The sequence below is a fragment of the Nocardia sp. CY41 genome (assembly GCF_009829325.1).
GTDB lineage: Bacteria > Actinomycetota > Actinomycetes > Mycobacteriales > Mycobacteriaceae > Nocardia.
The window spans coordinates 150,430-176,133 of the sequence record NZ_VUOS01000010.1; the positions used below are offsets into that span (position 1 = coordinate 150,430).

Annotated in this window: 23 protein-coding genes; 12 read left to right on the top strand and 11 right to left on the bottom strand. The window is 67.5% G+C overall.

The window, feature by feature from the left end; translation table 11 throughout:
- Positions 1-36: 36 nt before the first annotated feature.
- On the top strand, positions 37-2,055 hold the full coding sequence (locus GVY64_RS13075) for a M13 family metallopeptidase (RefSeq protein ID WP_159841022.1): 2,019 nt from the start codon (positions 37-39) through the stop codon (positions 2,053-2,055).
- A gap of 115 nt (positions 2,056-2,170) precedes the next feature.
- Here the strand turns inward: GVY64_RS13075 and GVY64_RS13080 are convergent, their stop codons facing one another.
- The 4 genes from GVY64_RS13080 to GVY64_RS13095 form a co-directional block, all read right to left on the bottom strand.
- On the bottom strand, positions 2,171-3,070 hold the full coding sequence (locus GVY64_RS13080; RefSeq protein ID WP_236566796.1) for a L,D-transpeptidase: 900 nt from the start codon (positions 3,068-3,070) through the stop codon (positions 2,171-2,173).
- 307 nt (positions 3,071-3,377) lie between these two features.
- The gene (locus GVY64_RS13085; protein ID WP_159841026.1) at positions 3,378-4,736 is read right to left on the bottom strand and encodes a cytochrome P450; all 1,359 of its coding nucleotides are present in this window, start codon (positions 4,734-4,736) and stop codon (positions 3,378-3,380) included.
- 50 nt (positions 4,737-4,786) lie between these two features.
- The gene (locus GVY64_RS13090) at positions 4,787-6,010 is read right to left on the bottom strand and encodes a serine hydrolase domain-containing protein (protein WP_159841176.1); all 1,224 of its coding nucleotides are present in this window, start codon (positions 6,008-6,010) and stop codon (positions 4,787-4,789) included.
- A gap of 127 nt (positions 6,011-6,137) precedes the next feature.
- Positions 6,138-6,647 carry a DUF6764 family protein gene (locus GVY64_RS13095; RefSeq protein ID WP_159841028.1) on the bottom strand — a complete coding sequence of 170 codons (510 nt, stop codon included), beginning with the start codon at positions 6,645-6,647 and terminating at the stop codon, positions 6,138-6,140.
- A gap of 188 nt (positions 6,648-6,835) precedes the next feature.
- On the opposite strand from GVY64_RS13095, the gene lppU reads away from it, so the two are divergent.
- Both lppU and GVY64_RS13105 read left to right on the top strand, forming a co-directional pair.
- Positions 6,836-7,459, top strand: coding sequence for an LppU family putative lipoprotein (gene lppU, locus GVY64_RS13100; protein ID WP_159841029.1), 624 nt, complete (start codon positions 6,836-6,838; stop codon positions 7,457-7,459).
- Positions 7,460-7,499: 40 nt separating this feature from the next.
- On the top strand, positions 7,500-8,951 hold the full coding sequence (locus tag GVY64_RS13105; protein WP_159841030.1) for an MFS transporter: 1,452 nt from the start codon (positions 7,500-7,502) through the stop codon (positions 8,949-8,951).
- A gap of 52 nt (positions 8,952-9,003) precedes the next feature.
- Here GVY64_RS13105 and GVY64_RS13110 read toward each other — a convergent pair whose 3' ends face one another.
- Complete coding sequence (locus tag GVY64_RS13110) at positions 9,004-9,678, bottom strand: S1 family peptidase (protein ID WP_159841031.1); 675 nt, start codon at positions 9,676-9,678, stop codon at positions 9,004-9,006.
- A 524-nt stretch (positions 9,679-10,202) separates the two neighbouring features.
- Here GVY64_RS13110 and GVY64_RS13115 point away from each other — a divergent pair.
- The 9 genes from GVY64_RS13115 to GVY64_RS13155 all read left to right on the top strand — a co-directional run bounded on the left by GVY64_RS13115 (position 10,203) and on the right by GVY64_RS13155 (position 19,784).
- A complete protein-coding gene (locus GVY64_RS13115) occupies positions 10,203-11,057 on the top strand; it encodes an MlaE family ABC transporter permease (protein ID WP_063016949.1) in 855 nt (284 codons plus the stop codon).
- 4 nt (positions 11,058-11,061) lie between these two features.
- Positions 11,062-11,925: an ABC transporter permease gene (locus tag GVY64_RS13120; RefSeq protein ID WP_159841032.1), complete on the top strand. Its 864-nt coding sequence runs from the start codon at positions 11,062-11,064 to the stop codon at positions 11,923-11,925.
- 7 nt (positions 11,926-11,932) lie between these two features.
- Entirely contained in the window at positions 11,933-13,423 is a 1,491-nt protein-coding gene (locus GVY64_RS13125) for an MCE family protein (protein ID WP_159841033.1), read from the top strand.
- On the top strand, positions 13,420-14,463 hold the full coding sequence (locus GVY64_RS13130; RefSeq protein ID WP_159841034.1) for an MCE family protein: 1,044 nt from the start codon (positions 13,420-13,422) through the stop codon (positions 14,461-14,463). Before GVY64_RS13125 ends, GVY64_RS13130 begins: the two co-directional genes overlap by 4 nt.
- Positions 14,460-15,461 carry an MCE family protein gene (locus tag GVY64_RS13135; RefSeq protein WP_442939571.1) on the top strand — a complete coding sequence of 334 codons (1,002 nt, stop codon included), beginning with the start codon at positions 14,460-14,462 and terminating at the stop codon, positions 15,459-15,461. Before GVY64_RS13130 ends, GVY64_RS13135 begins: the two co-directional genes overlap by 4 nt.
- Positions 15,458-16,567 carry an MlaD family protein gene (locus GVY64_RS13140; RefSeq protein ID WP_159841035.1) on the top strand — a complete coding sequence of 370 codons (1,110 nt, stop codon included), beginning with the start codon at positions 15,458-15,460 and terminating at the stop codon, positions 16,565-16,567. The genes GVY64_RS13135 and GVY64_RS13140 overlap by 4 nt, the downstream gene beginning before the upstream one ends.
- A gap of 8 nt (positions 16,568-16,575) precedes the next feature.
- Complete coding sequence (locus tag GVY64_RS13145; RefSeq protein WP_159841036.1) at positions 16,576-17,667, top strand: MCE family protein; 1,092 nt, start codon at positions 16,576-16,578, stop codon at positions 17,665-17,667.
- On the top strand, positions 17,664-18,842 hold the full coding sequence (locus tag GVY64_RS13150; RefSeq protein ID WP_159841037.1) for an MlaD family protein: 1,179 nt from the start codon (positions 17,664-17,666) through the stop codon (positions 18,840-18,842). The genes GVY64_RS13145 and GVY64_RS13150 overlap by 4 nt, the downstream gene beginning before the upstream one ends.
- Before the next feature lie 132 nt (positions 18,843-18,974).
- Positions 18,975-19,784, top strand: coding sequence for a hypothetical protein (locus GVY64_RS13155; protein ID WP_159841038.1), 810 nt, complete (start codon positions 18,975-18,977; stop codon positions 19,782-19,784).
- 77 nt (positions 19,785-19,861) lie between these two features.
- On the opposite strand, the gene GVY64_RS13160 is transcribed toward GVY64_RS13155, so the two are convergent.
- The 6 genes from GVY64_RS13160 to GVY64_RS13185 form a co-directional block, all read right to left on the bottom strand.
- The gene (locus GVY64_RS13160; RefSeq protein WP_159841040.1) at positions 19,862-20,434 is read right to left on the bottom strand and encodes a ribonuclease H family protein; all 573 of its coding nucleotides are present in this window, start codon (positions 20,432-20,434) and stop codon (positions 19,862-19,864) included.
- Between the two features lie 10 nt (positions 20,435-20,444).
- Positions 20,445-20,915: an SRPBCC family protein gene (locus GVY64_RS13165; RefSeq protein WP_159841042.1), complete on the bottom strand. Its 471-nt coding sequence runs from the start codon at positions 20,913-20,915 to the stop codon at positions 20,445-20,447.
- Positions 20,916-21,042: 127 nt separating this feature from the next.
- Positions 21,043-22,227, bottom strand: a complete 1,185-nt coding sequence (gene lhgO, locus GVY64_RS13170; protein WP_159841044.1) for an L-2-hydroxyglutarate oxidase — start codon at positions 22,225-22,227, stop codon at positions 21,043-21,045.
- A gap of 22 nt (positions 22,228-22,249) precedes the next feature.
- Positions 22,250-22,918 carry a hypothetical protein gene (locus GVY64_RS13175; protein ID WP_159841046.1) on the bottom strand — a complete coding sequence of 223 codons (669 nt, stop codon included), beginning with the start codon at positions 22,916-22,918 and terminating at the stop codon, positions 22,250-22,252.
- Positions 22,919-23,282: 364 nt separating this feature from the next.
- Positions 23,283-24,074: a TIGR03084 family metal-binding protein gene (locus GVY64_RS13180; RefSeq protein WP_159841048.1), complete on the bottom strand. Its 792-nt coding sequence runs from the start codon at positions 24,072-24,074 to the stop codon at positions 23,283-23,285.
- Positions 24,075-24,185: 111 nt separating this feature from the next.
- Complete coding sequence (locus GVY64_RS13185) at positions 24,186-25,541, bottom strand: hypothetical protein (protein WP_159841050.1); 1,356 nt, start codon at positions 25,539-25,541, stop codon at positions 24,186-24,188.
- Positions 25,542-25,704: the final 163 nt, after the last annotated feature.

The window sequence follows — 25,704 nt, forward strand, 5'->3', positions numbered from 1 at the left end:
GGGCCGACCCGCACGCTTGTCGGCATACTGGACTCCGTGACTTCCGAACTGACCCGTCCCTCCGGTATCGATCTGTCCTACCTCGACGAGGGCGTGCGGGTGCAGGACGACTTGTTCGCGCACGTCAACGGCAAATGGCTGGCCGAGCACCAGATCCCGGCCGACCGGGCCGTCGACGGCGCCTTCCGCGCGCTCTACGACCAGGCGGAGCTGGACGTGCAGGCAATCATCCAGAATGCCGCGGCCGCCGACGCCGAGCCGGGCAGCGAGGCACGCAAGATCGGCGACCTGTACTCCAGTTTCATGAACACCGACGCGGTGGCCGCCGCCGGGCTCGCCCCCATCGCGGCCGAACTCGCGGCGATCGCAGAGGTCGCCGACAAGGGGGCTTTCGCGGCGCTGCTCGGCCGGCTGCAGCGCACCGGTGTCGGGGGCGCCGTCGCCGTTTTCGTCGACACCGACGACAAGGACTCCAACCGCTATCTGGCGCACGTCACCCAGTCCGGCATCGGCCTGCCCGACGAGTCGTACTACCGGCAGGAGGAGTTCGCCGAGATCCGCGCGAAGTACATCGCGCACATCGGCCGCATGTTCGCCCTCGCCGCCGCCGATCCGCAGGTCGCCGGGCTGCTGCCGGGCGAAATCGACACCGTCGGCGAACGCGTCTTCGCGCTGGAGCGGAAACTCGCCGCCGGGCACTGGGACGTGGTGCGCCGCCGGGACGCCGAACTCAGGTACAACCTGACCACCTTCGCCGCGCTGGCCGCGGACAACCCCGAATTCGACTGGGCCGCGTGGACTTCCGCGCTGGCCGAGGGCGTCGAGGGCGCCGGGGCCGAGCTGTTCGCCGAGTCGGTGGTGCGCCAGCCGGACTATCTGCGCACGTTCGCGCGGCTCTGGGCCGATGAGCCGCTCGCGGATTGGCAGGCGTGGGCGGCTTGGCGGGTGCTCCGTTCGCGTGCGCCGTATCTGACCGAGGCCGTGGTCGAGGAGAACTTCGACTTCTACGGCCGCACGCTCACCGGCGCCGAGGAGAACCGGGAGCGCTGGAAGCGCGGCGTCAATCTGGTGCAGGACCTGCTCGGCGAGGCGGTGGGCAAACTGTATGTGGCCGAGCACTTTCCGCCGGAGGCCAAGGCCCGCATGGTCGAGCTGGTGGCCAACCTGCAGGAGGCCTACCGCCGCAATATCGCCGAGCTGGAGTGGATGGGTGAGGACACCAGGGTCGCCGCGCTGGCGAAGCTGGAGAAGTTCACCCCGAAGATCGGCTACCCGGACAAGTGGCGGGACTACTCGGGCGTGACGATCGACCCGGACGATCTGGTCGGCAACTACCGGAGGGGTTACGCGGCCGAACACGATCGAGATCTGCGCAAGCTCGGCGGTCCGGTCGATCGCGACGAGTGGTTCATGACCCCGCAGACGGTGAATGCCTACTACAACCCGGGCATGAACGAGATCGTCTTCCCGGCCGCCATTTTGCGGCCCCCGTTCTTCGATATGAACGCCGACGACGCGGCCAACTACGGCGGGATCGGCGCGGTGATCGGCCACGAGATCGGGCACGGCTTCGACGATCAGGGTGCGAAGTACGACGGCGACGGCAACATGGTGGACTGGTGGACCGACGAGGACCGCGCCGAATTCGGCAAGCGCACCAAGGCGCTGATCGACCAGTACGACGTGCTCTCCCCCAACGACCTGCCGGACGAGCACACCGTGAACGGCCAGTTCACCATCGGCGAGAACATCGGCGACCTCGGCGGTCTGTCCATCGCGCTGGCGGCGTACCAGATCTCGCTCGGCGGCGCGGAAGCGCCGGTGATCGACGGGCTCACCGGCCTGCAACGGGTGTTCTACGGCTGGGCGCAAGTGTGGCGCACCAAGGCCCGCGCGGAGGAGGCCATCCGCAGGCTCGCCACCGATCCGCACTCGCCGCCGGAATTCCGCTGCAACGCGGTCGTGCGCAATATCGACAGTTTCCACGAGGCGTTCGGCGTCGAACCCGGGGATGCGCTGTACCTGGAACCCGCAGAGCGCGTGAAGATCTGGTAGCTCCGCGAACTTCTCGCGCACCTACCGAATAGAGCAGAAGCCGAACCCTGCGATCGGCTGCTTCGAGCAGTTGATCGTAGGGTTCGGCTTCGCGTCGAGCCGAGGTTACCGGCTGTCAGTTCCAGTCGCCGAGGCCGTCACTCGCGCTGAGCGTCCCGCCCTGGGTGTTCTGCACGATCACCGGGTCGCCGCGGCGTGCGTTCTCGAAGAACCACTTGGCGTCCTCGGTGCTGACGTTCAGGCAGCCGTGGCTGGCGTTGGAGACGCCCTGCTGGGCGACCGACCACGGCGCCGCGTGCACGAAGATGCCGCTGTTGGAGATGCGGGTGGCGTACTCGACCTCGAGCTTGTAGCCCTCGGGGTCGGTGATCGGGACGCCGTAGGTCGACGAGTCCATGGTCATCTTGCGCAGCTGCTCGCCGACGATGTAGGTGCCGTTCGGCGTCTCGTGCTTGGGCTTGCCCATCGAGGTGGGCATCTCCTTCACCACCTCGCCGTTACGGGTGATGGTGATGGTGTGGGTGGTGTCGTCGGCGGTGGCCACGAAGGCGTCGCCGATGCGGAACGAGCTGGTGGTGCCACCCGCCTGCACCTGCACGTCGGTGTTGTCCGGCCAGAACTCGTCCGGCCGCCAGCGCACCTGCTTGTCGCCGCGCCAGTAGAAGTGGCCGGGCGCGGCCTTCGAGGAGGTGATCTTGATGGCCTTCTCGGCGGTGGCGTGGTCGGTCACCGGCTCCTTGAAGGTGATGATGATCGGCTGCGCGACGCCGACGACCTCGCCGTCGGCGATGTTGATCGAAGGCGGGGCGAAGTTCGCCTGCGGCTCGGGCTCGGTGGCCGCGGCGGCCGAGCCGGTGCCGATCCCCGGAATCGGTTCGGCATGTGCTGGCGCGACGAGCAGAACACCGGCTGCCGCGATCGCGGCCGACAGCAGGACGCCCTCGCGCATCCGGCGGGTCAGCCGCGCTCCCTTGCGGCGAGCAGGCAGCGACCCGGTGTGCAAAGCGGCATGCATAGGTTTCTCGTCCATTCCATCTCTCGCGCGCACGCGAACGCGCGCGTAGCGAGATTTTTCATTTCAGCGCGGAGCCAGAAGAGCGCCCCACGGGTATCGACGGCCCGACCCGTCGTCCATTCCTACCGTCCCCGCGCGGCCGGAAGCTACCGGCGTTTCAGAGTCATGCGCATACCACATGATGAGTGATGTAGGACACAAACGATTCTGTTAGGTATAGATGCGGGCAAACCTCCCGGTCACGACGGATCGGATGCCACTCGGGTGAGGTGAGCGGAGGCGTGAAAGATGGTTCACCGCAAACCAGTTAGTGATCAAGCTCACTGATCACGTCGAACGAAATCGGGCGGTGCGGACCGGTCGCGATGTTGTGCGGCACCGAGCGGGGGACGCTTCCGCGGGCGTATCGCGGGGTAGGCCGCAGGCGCACCCGTCCGAGGATCGTGGCCAGCGCGATCCGCAATTCGTAGTCCGCGAGTGCCGCGCCGACGCAGCGCCGGTGGCCCCCGCCGAACGGCGCGAACTCGAACGGCCGGTAGCGGCGGTCGACGAAGCGGCCCGGATCGAAGCGCAGCGGGTCGGACCACACCTCCGGATCGGAGTGCAGCAACGGCACCGCGATTCCCATGGTGTCGCCCGGGGCGAGTGCCACGCCGCGCAGCGCGAAGGGCTCGGTGAGGCGGCGCAGCACGATCGGCACCGGCGGATGCAGCCGCAGCGTCTCCTGGCAGACCGCGTCCAGATACGGCAGCTCGGCCAGCTCGGCGGGGCTCGCGTCCTGGCCCGCGTCGTGCAGTTCCCGCCGCAGACGGGTCAGCGCCTCCGGCGCGCGGTGCAGCCGGAACAGCGCCCAGACCAGCGTGGTTGCGGTGGTCTCGTGCCCGGCGACCAACAGCGTGCGGATCTGCTGGCACAACTCGTCATCGGCGTCGTCCCGGTACGCGGACAGCAACACGTCGAGCACGTCGGCAGGTTCCGCGGGGACGTGCTCGCGCCTGCGCGCGATATCGGCTCGGATCAATCGATCCAGTCGGTCCCGCGCGGCGCGGAACCGGTCCCATGGGCCGTGCCCGCGCAGTCCGTGGCGCAGCGCGGGCACCAAGAGCAACGGCCCGGAGAACGCGGTGATGAAGTCCGTCACCGCGGCGGTGTACTCCGTTTGCCGCCCTCGGTCGCGCACGCCGAACACCGCCGTCGCGATCACCCGCAGGGTCAGCGCCCGCGCCGCCGCCCGCGCATCGACTCGCGCGCCCGCCACCCACGCCTGCCCGCTTTCCCCGGCCATCTCCCGCAGCGTCGCCTCCCGGATGAGCGCGCCGTACTCCCGAATCCGGGCGCTGTGGAAGGCGGGAGCGAGCAGCGCGCGATCGCGGCGGTGGCGCTCGCCCGAGGCCAGGATCAGGGACGCGGCGCCGACCATCGGCTCGATCGGGTTCGGACGCGGCGGTTCGGAGAACTTCACCGGCGACCGGAACATCTCGCGGGCGCCGATGGCCGTCCCGGTGAACAGTGCGGCGCCGAAACCGGGAAAGCGCACGTAGAACGGGTCGCCTTCGCGCGCCCTGCGCCACCGGAAGTACCGATCGAAATCGATGCCCGCGGCAACGGCGTGCAGCGCCGTCGAGCGCGGCACCCGAGGTCCGGCGTCCCTCTCGGCTTCCAGCATCCGCACAGTCATACCGAGAAACACGTAGTCGCTCCCGGAGCGGTTCGACGCTAGCTCGCGGGCTGCTTGTGCTTGCGGACCGTGGCCTGCGCGGTCGCCGCCAGCCGCGCCAGCCTGGCGTCGCCGAGTGCGGTCACCATGCTGCCGAGCCCGTTGGTCACGAACGCGATCGACATGCCGAGATCGGGGTCGGCGTACGCACCGGAGCCGCCGACGCCGTAATGACCGAAGGCATTGCGCGGCTGCTGCTTGGACATCAGCACCGGGCGGTGATAACCCAGCGTGAAGTGGATCGGCAGACCGAGCACGTAATCGCGGCTGTGGGTGGGCTGGACCTGGGCGATGGTCGCGATCGTCGCGGGCTCCAGCAGCCGTGCGACCGGCTCGGATCCGGGCGCGTCGACCCCGTGCACGCTCCGTCCCGAGCGGCCGACGTGAACAACGCCGCCATTGGCCAGCGCGCCGTACATCCGCGCCAGGGCGCGCGCCGAGAACACGCCATTCCAGCCCGGCATCACCGAGTCGTGCACCCTCGGGTCGCGAACCAGCTCGTCGAAACTCTCGGGCATGCCCGCCTCGGCCAGCCCGCGCACCGGCCGCACCCAGGACAGCACGGAGGAGGCAGTGTTCCAGCGGATGCCCGGCGGACCGAGGGGCCGGAAGATCTTGGCGATCCGATGTCGTTCGGATTCCGGGACGCGGAACCAGTACTCGTCCAGACCGAGCGGCTCGGCGATCTCCGCGCGCAGGACCTCGGTGAACGGCCTGCCGGTCACCCGCTGCACGAGTTCGGCGACGAGCCAGCCGAAGGTGATCGCGTGGTAGCCGGAGGTGCGGATGCGCCGGGGGTCCGGCGGGCTGTCGGCCAGCGCTCGGACAACAGCGCCGTAGTCCAGGATGCCTTCACGGCCGGGGACAAGGCCGCGCACCCGGTGCAAGCCGGCGCGGTGGCACAGCACGTCCCGGACCGTGATGTCGTCCTTACCGTGCGCGGCGAACTCCGGCCAGTATTCGGCCATCGGCGTGTCGTAGGCGATCAGACCCCGTTCGGCCAACCGGTGCACGACGGTCGAGGCCACGCCCTTGCCGGTGGAGAAGGTCAGCGCGACGGTATCGTCGTTCCAGCGCCGCTCCTTGTCCGCCCAGCCGGCCCAGATGTCGACCACGGGCTTGCCGTCGAGGTAGACCGCGAGCGCGCCGCCACCGCGCGCCGGTTGCGCGAACAAGCCGAAGAACTGATCGGCGAGCCGGATGAACCGCGGGTCGACCAGCATCTCGTGCGGTGCCGCCAGTTTCTCGCGCGCCGAATCGGCGGGCTCGAAGTCGTCCGCCGCCATTGCCGAAACCATGGGGTCACCTCCTGACCGCCGTTATCCGGGCTGGTCAACCAGGGTAACCCGTTCAGCGGGTCTGCCAGAGCCCAAAAGGGGTGGCCAAGCACGCGTCGCCGCTGTCGGCGTTCCACGCGAAGGCCGCCACGCCCAGACAGACCACCGCCTGCTCGCCGGTCTCCACCCCCGCCCGCGACCCTTCCAATGCGACGGAGATGGCGAACGTCCGCGTCCCCGGCTCGTGGACGGTCGACGTCAGGGCGACGGCGTCCGGGCCGAAGCCGACCGCCACTGGAACCCCGCCCGCGCCTTCGCTCGCGCCTACGCCGCCGGCCGCGCCGATGCCGATGGCCGTCGCGCCCGACGTCGCGTTGGCGTAGCCGACCCCATCTATCCCGCTGGCTCTGGCCAGGCCGTTGCCGTCGGTCGCCGCCCGGCAGGCCGTCTCGCCATCGATGACCGTGACGTCGGTCCCGTGTTCCGATCGGCAGTGCACGTCGGTGGCCGAGGCCACCCCCGGAACGACGAGAGAGCCTCCGATCGCGGCGGTCGAACACACGATTGCGCTGATCAGCTTCATCGGGGGGCTCCTCTCGCACCTGGCAACCCACCATACCCAGACCCGTTGGCAGCGGTTGTTTTCCGTCTCCGGCTCGACGCGCGCTCGCTCGATGGTGTATTCATGGCGTGATATTTCAAGCGCAGCCATGGCAACTTCGGATTACGGGGGCGTGAGTTCGCCGGCGTTACAGCTCGGGAGGACTGTACGTGTCTCGTCAACTGGTCTGGGGGCGTCTCGCCTTCGCCGGATTCGCCGTCGCGGCCGGATTGGCACTGGTCGGCTGCAGTTCCACGGTCAGCGGTACCGCCCAGCCCGCCGTGGACGGGACGATCGACGCGGTGTCGGTGACCAGCACCCCGAAGCCCTCCTCGGGCAAGCCGACGCCGAGCACCAGCAAGCCGACGACGAGCAAGCCCGGCGGCAGCACCGACTTCGACGCGAACGTCAACGATTGCGTGAAGCTCGGCGGCACCACCACCAACGCCACCATCGAGAAGGCGTCGTGCGGCAGCCGGGAGTCGAATTACAAGGTGATCGCGAAGGCGGCGAAGAGCTCGCAGTGCAGCAGCGACGCCGACAACTACTACGCCGAGACCATCAACGGCATCGAACAGGGCGCGCTGTGCCTGGACATCGACTGGGTGGTCGGCGGCTGCATGGACGTCGGCGGCGACGACCCCAAGCGGATCGATTGCACCGGTTCGTCGCCCTCGAAAGGCGTGAAGGTGGTCAAGATCCAGCAGGGCGCCGATGACGTCAGCGTCTGCGGCAGCGGCACCGGTTACGTCTACGACAAGCGCCGCTTCGTGGTCTGCGTGCAGGAACTCTGACCCGGACTTCCCACCGCCTGCGGGCCGCTAGGTTGGGTTGGTGAGTACCACCGAGCTACCGCGGCTGCGCTCCGGGACCGGGCGCTGGATCCTGCTGGCCACCATCCTCGGCTCGTCGGTCGCCTCGCTCGACGCGACGGTCGTGAACATCGCGCTGCCGCGGATCGGGGAATCGCTGGAGACGGATGTCGCCGGGCTGCAGTGGACGCTGAACGGCTACACGCTGACCCTCGCCTCGTTCATCCTGCTCGGCGGCTCGCTCGGCGACAAACTCGGCCGGCGCCGGGTCTTCGTGTGGGGGACCGTGGCTTTCGCGCTCGCCTCGGTGTTGTGCGGCGTCGCGACCTCCATCGAAATGCTGGTCGCCGCCCGGATCCTGCAGGGCGTGGCGGGTGCCATGCTCACCCCGGGCAGCCTGGCCTTGATCTCCTCGTCCATCGATCGGCGTGATCAAGGCGCGGCGATCGGCCTGTGGTCCGGTTTCGGTGGTGTGGCGGGCGCGCTCGGGCCCTTTCTGGGCGGCTGGCTGATCGAGATCGCGGGCTGGCGGTCGATCTTCTTCCTCAACGTTCCGCTGACCCTGGTCGTCGTGCTGGTCGCCTTGAGGCATGTGCCGGAGAGTCGCGACCCCGACGCCGCCGCCCAACTCGACGTGCCCGGCGCACTGGTGGTGGCGCTGGCTCTCGGTGCGCTGACCCTCGGACTGATCGACAGCATGCCTTCGCTCATCGTGGCCGGTGTCGTGCTGCTCGGGGCGTTCGTCGTGATCGAGCTGCGCAGCGACCACCCGCTGGTGCCACCCGCGCTGTTCGCCTCGCGGGTGTTCACCGCCGCGAATCTCGTGACGCTCGCGGTCTATGCCGCGCTCGGTGGCGTCTTCTTCCTGCTGGTGCTGGAACTGCAATTGGTGGCGGGGTACTCGCCGCTGATGTCCGGCGTCGCGACCGTGCCGGTCACCCTCATCATGCTGGTGCTCTCGGCGCCCGCCGGGCGCTGGGCGCAGAAGCACGGGCCGCGCATCCCGATGACCGCCGGACCGCTGCTGGCGGCCGCGGGCCTGGTGCTGTTGCTGCGCATCGGACCCGACACCGCGTATCTCACCGACGTCCTACCGGGTGTCGTCGTCTTCGGGCTGGGGCTCGCGGCGCTGGTCGCGCCGCTCACCGGTGCGGTGCTGGGCGCGGTGCCCGCGAGCGAGGCGGGCATCGCCTCTGGAGTGAACAACGCCGTCGCGCGCACCGCGCAATTGCTCGCGGTGGCGACTTTGCCCGGACTCGTGGGCATATCGGGTGCGCTGGGCGACCCGGTGGCGTTCGACGACGGCTTCGCCACCGCGATGTGGTTGTGCGCCGGATTGCTGGTGACCGGCGCGGTGCTCGCCGCTGTGCTGCTGCGTCCGGTGCGGCGGGCTCCCAAGTTGGACAGCGTCGATTGCATGCCGCAGTGCGGCGTCGCGGGACCGGCGGTCGCGCCGGCCCGGAGCGAAGCATGAGCGGCCCGAACGGATCGCTCCCTTCGGGCCGCTCGTCGCGGGCGTCGTCCGATCAGATCGGCAGGTAGCCCGCGCCGACGCCGCCGCGCGCGTTGATGTCGGCCACGATCGCGCTCATGTTGGTACCGACCTCAGGGCCGAAGCAGGCGATGGCCAGGTAGGCGTTCACCATGCCGACCAGCGTCGTCCCGACGACCACCGGCGCGCCGGAGTCGCCTTCCACCACGCACATCTGGCTCCAGGTCTCCACGTTCGTCCTGAAGATGTCACCCCAGGCGATACCGCAGGTGTTGCCGGTGGTGCGCCCTTCCTTGCAGACGATCTGCGGGAAGTTGGCCGGTCCGCCGAGGCCGGTGATGGTGACGTTGCCGACCCGGTTCACCGGCGTGATCTTGCCCGGGTCGAACTGGATGACGGCGTAGTCGAGGTCGTGGTTGGAGTAGACGAACCGGCCGATGATGCCGGCGCCGCGATCGGCTTCGGCGTAGACCTGCGCGCCCGGGTCGCCGCAGTGGCCTGCGGTCAGGCCGACCAGACGTCCCGCGTTGTCGTGGCCGACAGTCGTGACGGTGCACTCGAATTGGTTGTCGATGATGATGCCGGATCCACCGCCCAAGACCGGCGGGCCCGGGTCGGCATTAGCGGCCCCTGCGCCCGTGCCGAGCAGCGCCGCGCCCAGGGCGACGGCGAAGGCGGCGTTGGCCACCTTGGCGAGTTTGCTGAACATGTCCCTCCAGACGTCGGAAGCCCGCACGATATCAATCTGTCGCACCCATCGTGTCAGTAATCGACCTCGGGCGCGTCACCACTACGGGTTGTCCCCACTGTTCCACGCTTCAACCCCATTTCGTACAACTGAGATGGAATGTATCTGACGGAGTCAATAGCATTCGGCTATCACAATTGTGAAAATGTCGTCGCCGTTAGTGTCACGGTGATAGTAAGGAGCCGCGGTGTTGGTCTCCGGAAGCAAATCCGATTTTCGATGAGAAATATCCGAAGTAATTCGCCGTTCCGTCGCTGCGGATCGCGGATTCCCCCAGCTGGGCTGTAGCTTGTGCCAGAGGTAAGTGCCCTGCTTTTGGGCTCGTTCCCAATGTTCTGCGGCTTAAGCATTGCTATCCGGCAACGGTGCGTGGCATCTATGACTGCGATCACAAGTGGATGGTGTGTTCTGCACTACTCCGTAGTAAGGTGCGTCAAGCAAACGAGTCGCCGGGGCAGCCAACCGGCGTCGAGGAGGATTAGCCAGTGCAGTCGACCGAGAGTCCACCATCAGGGTCACGGTTCAGTGGTGCGGTCGATTGGACGAGGTCTTACTGGCAGGATCATCCCAAGCGTTCGCTGGAGACCTTCGGCAGGCAGATCACGATGGGCTTCGCGGCCGTCGCCGAACTGTTCGTCTCGATTTTCCGCAGGCGCTTCCCGTTCGGCGAGTTCGTCCGGCAGTGCGCGTTCATGGCCAGCGTCTCCGCCGCGCCGACGCTGCTGGTCGCCATCCCGATCGGCGTCATCGTCTCCATCCAGGTCGGGTCGGTCGCCGGCCAGGTCGGCGCCACCTCGTTCATCGGCGCGGCCAACGGCCTCGGCATCATCCAGCAGGGCGCCCCGCTGGTCACCTCGCTGATGATCGCGGGCGCCGTCGGTTCCGCGGTCTGCGCCGACCTCGGCTCGCGCACCATCCGCGAGGAGATCGACGCCATGAAAGTCATGGGCGTCGATCCGATGCGCAGGCTGGTCGCCCCGCGGCTCGGCGCCGCCATGCTGGTGAGTGTGCTGCTGTGCGGTTTCGTCGTCTTCGTCGGCTTCTTGACCGGCTACATCTTCAATATCTTCGCGCAGAACGGCACGCCGGGTTCCTACGTCGGCACCTTCTCGTCGTTCGCCGTGACCACCGATCTTCTTGTCGCGCTGGCGAAATCGCTGATATTCGGTCTGCTGGCGGCAATCATCGCCTGCGATACCGGATTGAACACCCGTGGTGGTCCCGGCGGCGTCGCGAACTCGGTGAATTCAGCGGTGGTGAGCTCCGCCATCATGCTGTTCGGGGTGAACCTCATCATCACCCAGGTTTACAACGCACTATTCCCGTCACAGGTGGTCTGAGCCGGTGTCATCAACCTATGTACCGCCGCTGCTGCGGCCTCTCCAGACCCTCCGGAAATCCGCTCAGGCGCCGGTCGATCTGCTCGCCAGGCTCGGCCATCAGGTGTTCTTCCTGTTGCGCTCGATCGGCTCGATTCCGCTGGCGCTCAAGCACTACCCCAAGGAAGTGTGGCGCCTGCTCTCTGACGTCACCTGGGGCAACGGCAATCTCGTCGTCGGCGGCGGCACCATCGGCGTCGTCGTCATCCTGAGCGCCTTCGGCGGCATGACCGTCGGTATCCAGGGTTACAACTCGCTCAACCTGCTCGGCCTGAGCCCGATCACCGGTGCGATCTCGGCGTTCGCGACCACTCGTGAACTCGGCCCGCTGCTGGCGACGCTGGCCTTCGCCGCGCAGGCGGGCTGCCGATTCACCGCGCAGCTCGGCGCCATGCGCATCTCCGAGGAGATCGACGCGCTGGAGTCCATCGCGATCCGGCCGCTGCCCTACCTGATCAGCACCAGGATGTTCGCGGCGATGGTGGCCATCATCCCGCTCTACTGCCTCGGTCTGACGATGGCCTACATCTCCTGCGCGCTCACGGTGCAGCTGATCGGCGGCACCGCCACCGGCACCTACCAGCACTACTTCTATCAGTTCCTCGTCCCGACCGACGTCATCTACTCGCTGATCAAGGCGATCCTGTTCGTCGCGATCACCACGTTCATCCAGTGCTACTACGGATTCTTCGCATCCGGTGGCCCCGAAGGCGTCGGCGTGGCCGCGGGCCGCGCGATCAAGATGTGCATCATCGCGGTCGTTTTCGCGAATCTGTTCATGACATTGGCGATCTGGGGCGTCAACCCCGGCATCCGGATCTCGGGGTAGACACCAGATGATCATCGATCCCAGTGGGCGCGGACCCACCATGCGACAGTTGCTGATCGCAGGCGTGTGCGGCCTGGTCGTGTTCGCGCTGGTGCTCAGCTTCCTGATGCTGCGCTACAAGGGGTACTTCCAGGAGAAGGTCAACGTCACCGCCAACTTGACCACCACCGGTGACGGTCTGCCCGAGCAGGCCGACGTCAAGTTCCGCGGGGTGCTCGTCGGCGCGGTGAAGACCGTCGACGTCGCGGCCAAGGGCGAGCTGCAGAAAGTTCGCATCGAGATGAAGCCGGAGTTCGCCGACGACATCCCGGCCAACGTGACCGCACGCGTGGTGCCGAGCAACCTGTTCGCCGTCACCTCCGTCGAGCTGGTCTTCAACGGCCCCGCCGACCAGTACCTGCACGAAGGCTCGGTCATCGAGGAGGACCGCAGCAAGGGCACCATCGCGCTGCAGGACACCCTCACCACGGTCCGCAACATCCTCGACAAGATCGACCCGGTGCAGTTCGGCCGGGTGCTGGGCACCCTGTCGCAGGCGCTGGACGGCAGCGGCCGCATGCCAGGCTCCACGGTCGAGCGGCTGGACCGCTGGCTGCTGGCCGTCGACGAGTCGATTCCCGATCTCGGGGTGCTGCTCGGCGACTTCTCCGCGTCGTTCAACGCGCTCAACCAGTCCGCGCCCGAGCTGGTGGACGTGCTCGGCAGCTCGGTGCAGACCGCGCGCACCATCGCCGACCGCCGCAGCCAGCTGGTCTCGCTGATCACCGGTACCTCGGGCACCATCGACACGGTCAACGACCTGTTCGCCCGCAACCCGAACGTGGGCATCGAGGTCACCGCCGGGACCAACGACATGTTCGGCGCTCTCGCCGCGGATCCGGACGCGATCACCAGGAGCCTGCTGAACCTCAGCGAGACGATGCGCCGGATGGACACCACGTTCAAGTGGGGTCCGCAACAGCAACAGGTCTGGGACGCGGGCATCACGCTCACCCCGTACCGGCCCTACACCGTGGCCGACTGCCCGCGCTACGGCGACATGGTCGGGCCGAGCTGCTACACCGCTCCCGCCGTAGCCGATGTCGGCGAGCTGCCGGAACAGCTGAAGCCGCGCGCTCTCGCCTCGGCCGCCGGGCTTCCGCCGGTGGTGCCGATGCCGGGCCTGCCGCTGATCCCCGGAGTCACCACCCCGGATCCGAACCGCGCCACCGCGGCCGCTCCCACCGGCGGTGCACCCGCTCCGTTCGCGGGCACCCCGCTCGAGGGACTGTTCCCGATGCTGCCGCCGGGTCTGCTCCCGCCGGCCGCGCCCGCCGCGCCCGTGGCTCCGGCCGCCGCGTCCGAGGGCACTCCGTCGGCGGCGCCGATCTCCTACCGGGGTGAGTCCGCGATCACCCCGTTGCTCGGCCGCAAGCCGACCACAGCCGAATATCTGCTGCTGAGCTCGATTTTGAAGGGCGGAACCATGCAGGTGTCCGACAACGGTGCCGGACGATGAGCATTCGCAAACCGCTGATCGGATTCAGCATCTTCGCCATCGTGTCGATCCTGGTCACGGTGGTCGTGTGGAACACACTCGCGCGCATCGTCAGCGGCGACACCTACACCTACTCCGCGACGTTCTCCGATGTGCTCGGCCTGCACGAGGGCGACGACGTCCGCATGGCGGGCGTGCGCGTGGGCAAGGTGGAGAAGATCGAGCTGGGCCGCGACGCGAAGCTGAAGAAGTCGGTCGCCAAGGTGACCTTCGTCGTGCAGCGCGACCAGACGATCTACAACGACACCAAAGCGCTGGTCCGCTACCAGAACCTGATCGGTCAGCGATACGTGGCGCTCGCTCCGGGTAAGTCGTCGAGTCCGGCGCCGCTGAAGAACAACGGTTCCATCCCGATCGACCGGACCGAGCCGTCGTTCGATGTGTCGGGTCTGCTCAACGGATTCCAGCCGCTGTTCCAGGTGCTGCAGCCCGAACAGGTCAACCGGCTCTCGGAGACCTTCATCCAGGCCTTGCAGGGTGACGGCGTCTCGTTGAGCGCGTTCATCGTGCAGGCCGCCCAGCTGGCCACCGACTTCCAGCGCAGGGACGCGATCCTGTCCGATGTGATCACCAACCTGTCGGGCGTGATGTCGGGGTTGGCGAAACGAGGTGATGAATTGGAGACCCTGGTGACCCAGACCCGGGCCTTGATCGGCGGGCTGTACGAACAGGGACAGTCGTTGCTCGGCTCGACCGAACAGATCGCCGGCGCGACCACGTCGCTGGTCGCCATGATGGACCGGATCCAGCCGAGCCTGCGTGACGCGCAGAACTCAACCAGCGCCGCGCTGACGCTGCTGCTGGACAACGGCGCCAAGCTCGACCAAGCGGCGATCGACCTGCCGAACGTCCTGTCCGCGGCGGGCAGGCACACCTCCGAGGGCGGTTACGCCAACGCCTACCTGTGCGGGCTGGACGTCTCGCTCTACGGCGTCCTGTTCCCGCGCGGTCTGTTCTCCCAGATCGGTGGCACTTCGCACTCGGCGGTGTGCCGCCCATGATGACGAAACTCAGGTCCAGGTTCGAGAGCAACCGGTACTTCTGGTTGGGCATCATCGGCGGCGCACTCATCGTGGTGCTGCTGCTGGTGTCCAGCGTCTACAAGCTCATCGGCGTCGGCGAGCAGTCGATCAAGGCCGAGTTCGTGCAGGCCGCGGGCATCAGGGTCGGCGACAAGGTGAACGTCGCCGGGGTCTCCTCCGGGCGGGTGGTCGGCGCCGAGCTCGAGGGCAGCCACGTGCTGCTCACGCTCAGCGTCAGCAACGACGTGAAACTGGGCCCGGACGCGCGCGCCTCGATCAAGATGGCCACGCTGCTCGGCGCCAGGTACGTCGACCTCGAGCCGGGTGACGGCTCGGGCCTGAAGGGCAAGCGGATCCCGGTGTCCAACACCACGGTTCCGTACAACCTGGCCGACGTGGTGCAGGTCGGCACCCCGAAGTTCGAGGCGCTCGACACCAAGAAGCTGGCCGATTCGCTGAACTTGATCAACGAACAGATGAACGGCTCCCCCCAGCTCACCGCCCAGGCGCTGGACAGCGTGGGCGCGCTGGCCAAGGTGATCGACAGCCGCAAGGCCGAGGTCGACACGCTGCTGAAGGACTTGGACCGGGTCACCCGGATCCTCGGCGACAACCGCAACAGCATCCTGCTGGTGATCACCCAGGGCGAGGCCATCGCCAACCGGGTGATGGAGCGCCAGGCGCTGCTGCGGCAGCTGCTGGACAACGTGGCGGCGCTGACCAAGCAGTTGGAGGCGATCGGCGCGGAGAACAACGATCAGCTCGGACCGACCATCCAGCAGCTGAACACCATGGCCGAAGGCCTGCAGAAGAACAAGGACAACCTGGATCGGATGCTGTCGATCATGCCGCCGACCCTGCGCTATCTGGCGAACTCCTGGGGCGGCAGCGGTCCGTACGGCGATGTCGGTCTGCCGTGGCTGTTCCCGGACAACTGGTTGTGCTTCGCCCAAGTCATCGAGGGGTGCCAGGGATGAGTTTTCGCACGGGCTTTCCGCTGAGGGCCGCCGCGAAGGCGCTGATGATCAGCGCCGCCGCACTGACGGTCGGCAGTTGCTCGCTGCTGCCGAGTTCGGTGAACGACGCGCTGGGCAACACTCTGCAGATCACCGCCGATTTCGACAACATCGCGGGCATCTACGAGGGCAACCCGATCACGGTGCTCGGGCTCGATGTCGGCAAAGTCGACAAAATCGTGCCGAAGGGCACCCTCGTCGAGGTGCACATGTCCATCGACAAGGACGTGAAGATACCGAAGGACGCGATCGCCGCGATCGTCTCGCCGTCCATCGTCACCGACCGGCACGTCGAGCTCACCCCGGTCTACACCGGCGGCGCGACCTTGTCCGACGGCGATCATCTGCCCAAGGCGCGCACCAAGACGCCGGTCGAACTGGACACGATGATCAAGACCATCGACCAGTTCGCCGCCGCGCTGAAGCCGGAGCCGGGCCAGGAGGGCATCGGCCCGCTGTCGGGCCGGGTGCTCTACCCGATGCTCAACGGCAACGGCGAGAAGATCCGCGACACCCTCAACGCGCTGTCCAGCGCGCTGAAGGTCGGTGTCGACAACAAGGACGCGATCTCCAGCATCATCATCAAGCTGAACGACCTCACCACCATGCTGGCCGAGAACGACCAGTCGGTGCGTGATTTCAGCAACCGGGTGACCCAGATGACCGGCCTGCTCGCCGACCAGGCTCCGGGTCTGCAGGCCACGCTGGATCAGCTGCTGGCCTTCCTGCGGAACACGAGCACCACGCTGACGCAGTACCAGGATCAGTTGTCCGGCACGATGACCGGTCTGACCAACGTGACCCAGCAGCTGCGCGACAACGCCTACGGCCTCACCGAGGTCGCCGACCTGGCGCCGATGGTCATGCAGAACGTCGACAACATCGTCGACCGCCAGCACGGGCACGTCCGGCTGCACGCGGTGATCGGCACCGCGCTGTCGGGTGAGATCGTCAGCCTGTTCTGCGAGCGCATCCAGATGAAGGCCGACGGCTGCCGCACCGGAAACATGCAGGACTTCGGACCCGACTACGGGCTCACCGCCGCACTGCTCGGACTGACGAAATGACCTACCGAATGACGATCAAGGCACGCAGGGCGCTGGTCGCCTTCGCCGCGGTGGCCGGCGTGGCGGTGACCTCCGGCTGCGGGCTCACCGTGGAGAAGCTGCCGCTGCCGAAACCGGGCCAGGGCGGGGAGACCTACACGATCCACGCGGTCTTCGAGAACGCGCTGAATCTGCCCGACCAGGCGAAGGTGAAGATCGGCGGCTCGGATGTCGGCGTGGTCACCGACATCAAGACCAAGAACTTCCAGGCGATCGTGGACCTGACCATTCGCAAGGACATCGAGTTGCCCAAGGGCAGCACGGCGGAACTGCGGCAGGCCACTCCGCTGGGTGACGTCTTCGTCGCGGTGTCCAAGCCGAAGGCCGAGCCCGGCGCGCAGATGCTGCACGACGGCGACACGCTCACCATCGACAGCACCTCCGCGGGCGCGACCGTCGAGCAGTTGCTCATCTCGGTCTCCATGCTGTTCAACGGCGGCGGCATCGCCAGCCTCTCCAAGCTCGGCTCCGAACTGGACTCGATCGTCGGCGGCCGCGGCGAGCAACTGGCCCACCTGATCACCGAGATGACGGGCGTGGTCGGCAGTCTGAACGCCAACTCCGCTCGGGTGGACAGCGTGCTCGGTGAATTCAGCACGCTGGCCGACACCATCGAGGGGCGGCGCTCGGAGCTCGGCGAGGTGGCCGACACGCTGCCGCAGATGATCGGCGCCATCGCCGAGAACAACCGGGCACTCGGCGACCTGCTCGCCAAGTTGTCCATCTCCAGCGCCGCGCTGGGCGATTACGCGAACACTTCGACCGAGAACCTGAACGGACTGCTGGAGAACACCCGGCAGCTGATGGACGCGATCGCCAAGACCGGTGACGGTTTCGGCGTCCTGCTGGATCGGCTGCGGGTGATCCGGCCGAAGGTCGACGCGACCTTCCGCGGCAGCAGCTTCGCGGTGTACGCGACCGCGACCAATCTGGACATCAGCGCGCTCACCGATCCGGAACACGGCAAACTCCAGGATCTCAACGACCTGCAGGACTTCGCGGGCAGCCTGATCCAGGTGCTGCAACTGGTCCAGAGTCGAGTGGGGGGCGGACACCGATGACCTCCGCGCGCAAATTGTTCGGAAGCAAGATATTCCTGTCGAACGTGGGCCTGGTGCTCGTGCTGCTGGTCGGCGCCGCGTACCTGATGATCAACGTCATGCGGGTGAACCCGCTGCGATCCGACTACACCGTCACGGTGAATCTGGACCGTTCCGGCGGTCTGCAGCCCGGCAACGACGTGACGCTGCGCGGCTGGCGCATCGGCAAGGTGACCTCGATCGAACTGACCGACCGCGGCCAGGCCATCGCCGCCACCGCGCAGATCGAGTCGAAGTACAAGATCCCGGTAGACACCCAGATCGCGGTGCAGGCGCTGTCCGGCGCGGGTGAGCAGTACATCGACTTCCGGCCGAACGCCGAGCAGGGGCCGTATCTGGCCAATGGCGCGGTGATCAAGTTCGATCCGGACAAGATCCACACGCCCACCCCGGTGTGGTCGGTTCTGGACAACTCCAGCGCCCTGATCGCGCAGATCAATCCCGATCACTTCCAGGTCATCCTCAACGAACTGGACATCGCGCTCAGCGGTGGCCCGGATCAGTTGCGCGGCCTGGTCAACGGCATCAGCTTGGCGACGGCGGGACTGGATTCGCTGCTGCCGCAGACCACGAATCTGATCACCAATCTGCGGACCATCGCCAGTACGACATCCAACGCGCAGCCGGATCTGGCCACGCTGACCCGCAACTCCGGAGTGCTGTTCGAGCAGTTCAACAACGCGAACACGGAACTGCAGCGGGTGCTCGAGCAGGCGCCGGGGCAGCTCACCAGCCTCGGCGCGGTGGTGGACCGCACGGCCGATCCGATCACCAGCCTGGCGACCAACTTCCAGGCGATCACGAAAGCGGCGCAGCTGCGGCTGCCCGCGCTGCGCGCGCTGTTCCCCTCGCTCGCGCTCGGCGGCGAAGCGCTCGGAGTTCCGGCGCACGACGGCGAGTTCCACGCGATGATCGATATCTGGCCGCGGCCGTTCTGCACCTACAACACTCCGAAGATCCGCAACGAGGTCGTGCAGGACGGCACGATCCCGAAGTGGAACTACTGTGAGAACCCCCCGCCGGGTCAGCAGATCCGCGGCGCCGCCAACGCGCCGCGGCCGGACGTGCCCAACAACGGCGCGCACATGCCGCCGGGCGTGGATCCGAACGAACGGACCCTGCCTCCGGTGCGGTGATTCGTACCCGGCCCGGCGGTCATCCCGTCGGCCGGGCATACTCGCCGGTGGAACGCGTGAGGCCCGCTGTCGCGGGCCGCTCAAGCCAATCGGTGCGCACCGATGCGCGCCGGGAAAGTGCAGGTTTTATCGATGTCTACCGACGACGCCGAGACCGACAAGGACGCCGAGACCACGGCCGCCGCCTCCGACAAGGACACCGACGCGGTGACCGCGAAGTCGGGGGACGCCGCAGGCGCGGCGAAGCCCGAGCTGTCCGAGGCGGAGAAGGCAGACAAGGCAGAGACCGGCGCGAAGCCGGCCGCGAAGAAGGTCGCGCCCAAGGCGGCGACGCCCGCACCGTCCGGCAAGTCCACCTCGCTTCCGCTGGTGGCCGCGTTCGCGGCCGGTGTGCTCGCGGTCGCGGCGATCACCGCGGTGGTGGTGTTCTTCTTGCAGGGTTCCGATCGCGGCGACAAGCTCGACGCGATTCGTGACTCGACCGATGCCGCGTGCACATTCGGCAAGGACGTGTCGGTCTACGACTACTCGAAGAACCTCGACGACTACTTCACCAAGGTGAAGGCCGGATCGACGGGCCAGTTCCTCGAGGAGTTCGACGACGCGACCAAGGCGCTGAAAGACGCCATGGTGCAAGCGCAGGTCAAGTCCTGGGTCGATGACGTGCAGTGCGGATACCAGGCCGGTGACAAGACCTCGGCCAAGGTGCTGGTCACCCTCACGCAGTATCGGACCAACTTCACCCAGACCAACCCCGAGCGACAGTTCGTGGTGGTGATCGCCCAGCTGCAGAAGTCCGGCGACAAGTGGCTGGTCGAGAAGCTCGATTCGCCGATGCTGAAGGGCGCGGGCACCGGCCTGCCGGGCGCTCCCGCGCCGGGCGGCGCTCCGGCTCCGCAGCAGGCACCGTCTGGTCAGCCCGCACCGCAGCCGGGTAACTAGCCGAGCGCCTCCGGCGGTGGGCCGAGCCACCACCGCCGGAGGTCATTCGGGCAGCCTGCGACGATTCGCCCGGCGAATCAGAACAGCGTCAAAGTCTGTGGCGCCGACGGCGCGGCCGCCTTCCCCGCGGCCTTGCTCTTCGGCGCTTCCGGCGCCGTCGGCGTTTCCTCCACAGTCACCGCGAGCATCTCCACGGTGTTCGCCTCGGCGACAGCCGCGGTGACCGCGGCCTGCCGAGCCGCTTCTCCAGCCAGTGCGTCGGCCTGCTCGTTGAAGTAGTTGCCGACATGTCCGCGTACCCAACGGAAGCGGACCGGGCCCGGCCTGCTCGCGATGGCCCCATCGATCTGCCGGACGAGTTCGACGTTCTTCACCGCGCCGCCGGTGGACGTGCGCCAGCCGTTGAGCCGCCACCCCGACACCCATTCCGAGGCGCATTTGATCGCGTACAGCGAATCGCTCTCGATGAGCAGCGGTTCGGACCCGGGGTGGGCGACGATCGCTTCCAGCACCGCGCGCAACTCCGCGACCTGGTTGGTGCCGGATGCGGCTCCCCCGCTGGCCGAGGAGCCCTGATGATTGACCCAAGCCCAGCCGATGGCGCCGCCGGGATTGCGGAGGCAGGATCCGTCGGTGCTCACGATGATCATGGCTGGCACCCTACGCAATCCGACCGACAAGATCGGTACCGTGGAATTCCTCTATCTCCCTCCGTAACCGCGACTCGGTCCGCCGCAGCGCCGATCTGACCGCGGCGTCCACCAGTCCTGCGCTCAGGCGCCCGACCGGTCCGCGAGGCGGACTGTACTCCGCCTCCGAGGTCAGGACCGAGCGTCCGTAACCGAGCGGGTCGAAGCGCAGCCGCAACGTGCCGGAGACGCGCCCGCGCAGCGTGTACCCGATCACCGCGTTGGGGCGGTATTCGGTGATCTCGCAGGTCGACGTCGGCTGCCAGAGCGCGAGGCGGGTGGTGATGGCGAAGACCGCGCCGAGTCCGCGGTCCTGTTCGCCCGTCGGGACGAAGTCCTCGATGCCGAACATCCAATCCGGTACGAACAGAGGGTTGTCCGTGTAATGGAAAGCGACCTCGACGGGCGCTCCGACGTCACTCGCGTACTTGATGTGGCCCATAGGCCCTCCCTGTCCCACGACTGGCGTTAAAAGTACTACAGCTCTCCTCTTTATTCGAGGGCTCTGGACGATTTGGTCGACCCAATTCGCAATATTGCGACCGACCGGTTGCTTGGGAGGCGGGTGTTCAGAGCTGGTCGACGATGTGCTCCGCGATCGGCATGGCCGAGGTCGCCGCGGGTGACGGCGCGTTGAGCAGATGAACCGAGCGTTCCGTGCGTTCGATCATGAAGTCGTGCACCAACGTGCCGTCCCGCAAGACCGCCTGCGCGCGAATGCCCGCCTCCCGGGGCAGCAGATCGGCGAGTGTCAGCTCCGGACAGTAGCGGCGGCACTGCGCCAGATATCCGCGCTTGAACAGCGAGTTGCGCAGTTCGCGCAGGCCGGTGCGCACGTTCGCCTTGGCGACGCGGTGAAACCCGGGGAACCCGAGCACTTCTCGCGCGTCGGTCAGATCGACGCTGCCCTTGCGATAGCCCTCCCTGGCCAGTCCGAGCACCGCGTTCGGCCCCACGGTCAGCGATCCGTCGATCATGGGACTCAAATGCACTCCCAGGAAGGGCAATTCCGGATCGGGGATCGGATAGATCAGTGTGCGCACCAGCCCGTTGCGCTCCGGCGGCAGTTTGTAGTACTCGCCGCGGAAGGGGACGATGCGGAAGTCGGTGCGCAGTCCGGCTGCCCGCGCCAGCCGATCGGCTTGCAGCCCCGCGCAGACGACCAGGCGGCGAGCCGTCCACGAGCCGGTCGGACCCGCGGCGGTCACCGCGTCCGTGGTCTCGGTAAGCGTGGCCACCTCGGCGCCGAACACGAATTCGCCACCCGCACCGCGTACTTCGTCGGCGAGCGCTTCGGTCACCCGAGTGAAGTCGATGATGCCGGTGCCCGGGACGAAGAGGGCGCCGACGCCGGTGACGCGCGGTTCGCGCCGCGTGAGTTCCGCGGCGTCGATCAGTTCGACGGCCACGCCGTTGGTCATCGAACGTTCGTGCAGTGCGAGCATTCGCTCGTACTCGGCGTCGTCGGTGGCGACCAGCAATTTTCCGCAGACCCGGTACGGAATGCCGTGTGCCGCCGCGAAATCCGTGGTCCACCGGGCGCCACGGCGGCACAGCGTGGCTTTCAGACTGTCCGGCGGATAGTAGATGCCCGAGTGGATGACTCCGCTGTTGTGCCCGGTCTGATGGGCGGCCAGACGCTGGGCTTTCTCCAGCAGCACGAGGCTCGCCCCGGGATGGCGCGCCAGGATTCGGTGCGCGGTGGCCACGCCGACGATGCCGCCGCCGATGACGCAGAAGTCGTAGGCGCTCATGCCGAGCAGAGTAGGCGGTCGGTCACACCGCGGCGGAACTCGTCTCGTCCTGCGGGGTCGCGGGCGTGTGTTCAATGGTCGCCTGCCCGGTGGGTGCGGGCCTGGACTGGCGATCGAGGCGCAGGTCGCGCTCGCCCAATTCCGGATCGGAAAGCGCGAGCCGCACTGCACCGTTGCGGGTATCCAGGTCGGTGCGCATCGTGGTCACGCCGGACGTGCCGGGCTTCTCGCGCGCGGGATCGGCGCGAAGGAAACCGGTCAGCACCGTCAAGGCATTCGTGTCCACGGTGACCGAGACGGTGTCGGCCTCGGTACGCGCGAATTGCGCGCCGACATAGGCCTCGCCGAGGCGGACGCGGCCGGCGAGTGGCGCGGGCGGAGGCGGCGCGGCGGGCGAATCGACGAGCGGTTCGGCGACTTCCGGCTCGGTGGCGGGGAGCGTGGAAAAGGCCACGGGCAGAACGTAACTGCTGCTGGTCAGTGCCGGATAGGAGACGTATGCGCGGCCATGGTCCAGCTCATCGGGAGCGGCCGGGACGACCGGCGCGGCGATCCGAGCATCCGGACGCTGGGTGTCGGCGATCTGCTGGACGATATAGGCGCCGGCCGCGGCGGTCAGGCTCAGACTGGCCGCACCGGCGAGCACGATGGCGGCATGCCGCGCGACCTGGGCAGGTCGATGTGCTGTCACGATGCGTTCCTTTCCCTGCGACGCCGCTCCCCACAGGCGATCAGCACCGTGGAAAGCTGTACGCCCGTCCAGATTCCCTGGGCGGCGGCGCGGGATGCGGCATGGATGCGAGCAGGATCACAGCCACATGGCCATCCGGGCAGGTCAGGCCGTCGAGAAAACGCACGCTACGACGTACATGGCGGCAATGTTTCCGTGGTCACACGGACGGGTAAATATTCGGGTAGCTGGCGAGCGCCATTCTCGACTGCCATCTCGAGACACCCGGCCAACGGCGTCCGGCCGTCGACATGAACACGGCGCACCCAAGTGTGGCGCTCGCCCGCTCCCGAATCGTCATCGATCGGGTCGGGTGTGGGGCGGGTCAGGTGAACTGGCCCGCCGTCCTTCCTTCACCTGTCGGCCCCGCGAAAGCCTGTGCGATAGTGAGCCATTCCGCGGCGTCGTCGCCGTGCGCGCGGATCGCCAGGTCGTCCGGATGGCGGCGCTGGGTCACCAGCAGGCAGAAGTCGAGTGCCGGGCCGGTCACCCGCTGGTCGGCGTCCTCGGGGCCCCACGCCCAGATCGTGCGATCCGGCGCGGTCAGTTCCACCCGGAATTCCGCTGCGGGCGGGGTCTTTCCGTGCACGGTGTAGGCGAAATCCCTGGTGCGCACGCCGATATGGGCCACGGTGCGCAGCCGTGCCGTGGGAGTGCGGTGCACGCCCAGGGCATCGGCCACATCCTGTCCGTGTGCCCAGGTCTCCATGATGCGGGCGGTGATCATCGACGCGGCGCTCATCGGCGGACCGAACCACGGCAATTTGACGCCCGGAGGCGTCGCGCGCAGCGCCGCGACGAGTCCCGCGCGTCCACGCCGCCAGCGATCGAGCAGCTCGGCGGGCGGTTCGGTGGCGGCTTTCTCGGCGGCCTCGTCGACGAAGGTGAGCGCCCGTGGCCCGGCTTCGGCCAGCAACTGCTGGAATCGGGCGGCATCCGCGGTGGCGATCGTCGCGATTTCGTCGGTCCAAGCCAGATGGCCGATCTGATGGGCGATGGTCCATCCCGGGGCGGGGGTGGTGCGCGCCCACTGCGCGGGCGCCAACGGGGCGACGAGTCGTTCCAGGTCCGCGCATTCGTCGGCGAAGTCGCCGAGCAACGCCTCTAGGTCAGCCATCAGTTCCCCTGCCGGTTCCGGGCACACCGCTTCGTGTGCCGCCGTGGTCCAGCATCGCAGCGAGCTCAAAAAAAGGCAAGCATGCTTGTTTTATCTTGCGCCGAGTGCCCGCTACCAGCCGAAGACCATCAGGTGGGCGCCTCCCACGACCAGGCCCAGCACCGCGCCGTGCAGATACAGCAGCCAGGCGTCCTGTTCGACGGACGCGTAGAACATCTCCATGAACTCCCCCGGCGTGAGCCGCCGCAACTTGCGCGCCGCGAAATCATCGATCGTCTTGGCCTGTGCCAGGGTGAACTCCTCGTCCTCGACCAGGGTGGGGGCCAGCCCGACCGCGGCCCCCGCCGCGCCCACCGTCAGGTTGTCGAATTGGCGGCGGCCCAGTGCGGCCCGCACCAGTGAGGTCGTGGGCCCGAGCTGGCGATGGATCTCGTCGGCGATCAAGCGCTCCAGCAACTGCCTGGTCTTGTCCCCGTTCGGGCCCTCGAGCAGCTCCTTGGACAAGTTCGGCAGCGTGAGCACCTGGTAGGCCAGGATGTGCGCCAGATCGGTGGCCGCCTGCGGCTGCCGTTTCGCCAGCAGCGCCTGCTTCCACAGATATTTGTACCGCGGCTGCGGATCGCCCGGCTCGAACACCATCTTCACCGCGATGACGTTCACGATCACACCGATCGCGGCCGAGGCGAGCAGGACGATGACCCAGCCCGGAACCCAGCCCAGCACCGGAATGTGCTGGTGCACATGCAGGTACAGGGCCAGCAGCACGCCGAAGGGCGCGCCGAGCAAGCCGATGCGCACCATGAAGCGCAGCTCGGGCGCCGCGATGGTGGTGGTGAGGTCCTTGAGGATGGCCGGGTTGTCCTGCAGGTAGCGGATCACGAATCCCTTGATGCCGATCAGCTGGTCGACGTTGTCGCCGAGCGAAGCGAACGCGCGGCGCGACAAGGCGGGCAGTTCGCGATCCACCCGCTGGTAGATCAGCTGCTTGGCGGCGCGCGGCACCGTGCGCCACAGGTCGGGGTTCTCCCGGTACATCAGTTCGTCCACCAGTGGGCGCACCTGCTCGCGCGCGAGGACCGCGATGTAGTCGGCGATGCCGTCGAGATCGAGTTCGTGGATGAAGTCCTTGGGACTGCCGATCCGCATCAGGGCTTTGTCCACGCAGATGCTGGCCATCTTCTCCGCGCGCGCCGGGATGAAGCCCTGGAAGCCGAGGCGGCGCCCGTCGCCGGAGAAGGTCGGCAGCACTTGGACGCGACGCGGGAAATAGGGATAGAGCACGTGCAGGCCGGGAATCCGGATGCCGCGAAAGATGATCGGCCAGAACAACATCAGCACGCCGGTCCAGTTGGTCAGCCAGCCCGCCAGCGCGCTGAAGATCGGGAATGTGATCAAGTCGACCACGAACTCGGATTGCCCGGTCAAACCTTCCCAGTCGATGAACACGCCGGCGGCGAGCGACGACATCGATGGGACTCCTCAAGCCGATCCGGCGGTACCGCCGGTATGAGATATCAAGGTCCCCACGTTCTCATTGCCTTGGAGGGGGTGTCAACGCTCGGCGGGTCTTCGCCGTGAGCGAACGGACCGGTTGGGGTGGAACAAAGAGGGGCAGGCCGGGGTTGAGTAG